This window comes from Clostridium sp. CAG:43, assembly GCF_000434655.1.
GTDB classification, from domain to species: Bacteria; Bacillota; Clostridia; order Lachnospirales; family Lachnospiraceae; genus Otoolea; species Otoolea fessa.
In genome coordinates this window covers 1-753 of the sequence record NZ_FR895050.1, presented here as the reverse complement: position 1 = coordinate 753, position 753 = coordinate 1, and the positions used below count along the sequence as shown (strand labels likewise).

General features: G+C 52.7%; 1 protein-coding gene. It reads left to right on the top strand.

The window, feature by feature from the left end:
• Positions 1 to 717 (top strand): AEC family transporter (locus QVO97_RS04205; RefSeq protein ID WP_288188881.1); only part of this gene is annotated, 717 nt, incomplete at its 5' end.
• Between the last annotated feature and the right edge of the window lie 36 nt (positions 718 to 753).

The window sequence follows — 753 nt, the reverse complement described above, 5'->3', positions numbered from 1 at the left end:
GCACAGGCGCTGCTCGTCTCGTGTATGGTTCAGGTGGCTTGTTATATCTTAAATATGGTACTGTACCCGGGTGTGGGAGAGGAAAAGAAGAAGGTCCTCAAATACGCGACGATGGCGTCCAATGCCGGGATTCTGGGAAATCCGGTGGCGGAGGGCATCTTCGGCTCGATGGGGCTTTTCTACGCCTCTTTTTACCTGATTCCGCAGAGAACTGCGATGTGGTCGCTGGGAATGACGTATTTTACGAAGGCGCCGGATCGAAAGACGCTGATTAAAAAGATATGCACGCATCCGTGTATTGTCTCCGTATTCATCGGCTTTGTGCTGATGCTTTTACAGATGCAGATTCCGGGATTCCTGGGAGATACGGTACATAGCTTAAACAAGGCAAACACGGCAGTCTCCATGATTTTCGTCGGAACCGTTCTGGCGGAGGCAGATATGAAGACGATGATCACGCCACTCAGCTGCTACTATGCCGCCGTGCGCCTGATCCTGATCCCGGCGCTTGTGTGGGCCGGCTGTCTGCTGTTCCATATCGACACGCTGGTGATGGGGATTTCTGTGGTGCTGGCAGCGATGCCGGCAGCAAGCACGACGGCGATTCTTGCCGCGAAATATGGCGGGGATGAAGTCTTTGCGACGAAGTGTGTGGTATTTACGACGCTGCTTTCGATGGTGTCGGCACCGGTTTGGTGTATGGTGCTGCAGCGGTAAAAAAAGCGAATTATGAGAGTGAAATAGCAACCTGTA